The 1,931-nt window shown below is 76.8% G+C and carries 1 pseudogene; it reads right to left on the bottom strand.

The features are described from left to right. Positions 1 to 1,931, bottom strand: a pseudogene (locus BJF79_RS38670) (bifunctional [glutamine synthetase] adenylyltransferase/[glutamine synthetase]-adenylyl-L-tyrosine phosphorylase); the annotation flags it as partial.

Raw genomic sequence — 1,931 nt, 5'->3', positions numbered from 1 at the left:
TCGGGGCGCAGGTCGGGGTCGATCGCCAGCGGCGGGTCGGGGGCGGGGAGCGACAGCAGCGGCGTGTTCCTCGGCGACGGCGCGGGCCGCGCGGTCGGCGGCGCGCTCGTCCTCGCCGGGAAGATACGGGTCGTGGACGAACATGACGTCGGCGTCGCTGCCGTAGCCGAGTTCGCGGCCGCCGAAGCGGCCCATCGCGACGACGGCCATGCGGGTGGGGAGCGGTTCGCCGGTGCGGGCCTCGACCGCGTCGGTCGCGGCGCGCAGGGCGGCCTCGACGGTGACGGCGGCGATGTCGGTGAACCGCCTGCGCCGACGGCGGTGACGTCGGCGAGGCCGAGCAGGACGGCGACGGCGTCGCGGAACAGTTCGCGGCGGCGCAGCGCCCGCACGCCGGTGACGGCCTGCTCGGCGGCGGCGGTCGCGACCGTCCCGGCGTCGGCGCCGGGGGACGCGGCGTGCCGGCGGACGGCCGCCTCGCCCTCGGCGCGCAGGGCGTCGTGCGGGCGGGGCACGAGTTCGGCGTCGCCGGTGAGCATGGCGACGGCGTCGGGGGCGCGCAGCAGCAGGTCGGTGGCGTAGCGGCTGGCGCCGAGGACCCACGCCATGCGCTCGGCGACGGTGATGTCGTCGCGGAGCAGCCGCAGGTACCAGGGGGTGGTGCCGAGGGCGTCGCTGACCTGCCGGAAGCCGAGCAGCCCGGCGTCGGGGTCGGGGGCGTCGGCGAACCAGCCGAGCATGACCGGCAGCAGGGTCCGCTGGATGGCGGCGCGGCGCGACACCCCGGCGGTGAGCGCCTCGATGTGCCGCAGCGCCCCGGCCGGGTCGTTGTAGCCGAGGGCTTCCAGCCGGGTGCGGGCGGCCTCGGGGGTGAGCCGGGCCTCCTCTTCGGGGAGCCGCGCGACGGCGCGCAGCAGCGGCGCGTAGAACAGCTTCTCGTGGAGGCGGCGGACCTCGCGGGCGTGCCGCCGCCACAGCGCGGTGAACTCGGTGATCGGGTCGGTGCGCAGGCCGAGCGCGCGGCCGAGGCGGCGCAGGTCGTCGGCGTCGTCGGGGACGAGGTGGGTGCGGCGCAGCCGGTGCAGCTGCAGCAGGTGTTCGACGCGGCGCAGGAACCGGTAGGCGGACGTGAGGGCGGCCGCGTCGTCGCGTCCGACGTAGCCGCCGCGCGACAGTTCGGCGAGCGTTTCGAGGGTGTTGGGGCTGTGCAGCGTCTCGTCGGTGCGGCCGTGGACGAGCTGGAGGAGCTGCACGGCGAACTCGACGTCGCGCAGGCCGCCGGGTCCGAGCTTGAGCTGCCGTTCGGCCTCGGCGCTGCGCCGGTTGAGGTCGGCTTCGACGCGGCGGCGCATGGCCTGGACGTCCTCGACGAACTCCTCGCCTTCGGCGGCCGCCCACACGATGGGGGCGACGGCCTCCACGTAGCGGGCGCCGAGGTCGGCGTCGCCCGCGACGGGACGGGCCTTCAGCAGCGCCTGGAACTCCCACGTCTTGGCCCAGCGCTCGTAGTAGGCGCGGTGGCTGGCCAGCGTCCGGACGAGCGGGCCCGCCTTGCCCTCGGGGCGCAGCGCGGCGTCGACCTCCCAGAGGGAGCCCTCCTCGGTGCTGGCCGAGCAGGCGCGCATGGTGGCGGCGGCGAGTTTCGTCGCGGTGCGCAGCGCGGCGTCCTCGGCGGCGCCGTCGCGCGCTTCGGCGACGAACACGACGTCGACGTCGCTGACGTAGTTCAGCTCGCGGCCCCCGCATTTGCCCATGCCGATCACGGCGAGGCGGCAGGTCGCGTGCTCGGGGATCTCGGCGCGGGCGATCGCCAGGCCCGCCTCCAGGGCGGCGGCGGCGAGGTCGGCGAGTTCGGCGGCGACCCGGGCGACGTCGGCGGACCCGATGAGGTCGCGCCCGGCGAGGTCGAGTCGGCGGCGGCGTACGCGACG

Origin of the sequence: Actinomadura sp. CNU-125, assembly GCF_001942465.1 — a bacterium.
Classification (GTDB): domain Bacteria; phylum Actinomycetota; class Actinomycetes; order Streptosporangiales; family Streptosporangiaceae; genus Spirillospora.
The sequence above is the reverse complement of the archived record's forward strand: the minus strand, read 5'-3'. Positions and strand labels throughout refer to the sequence as shown.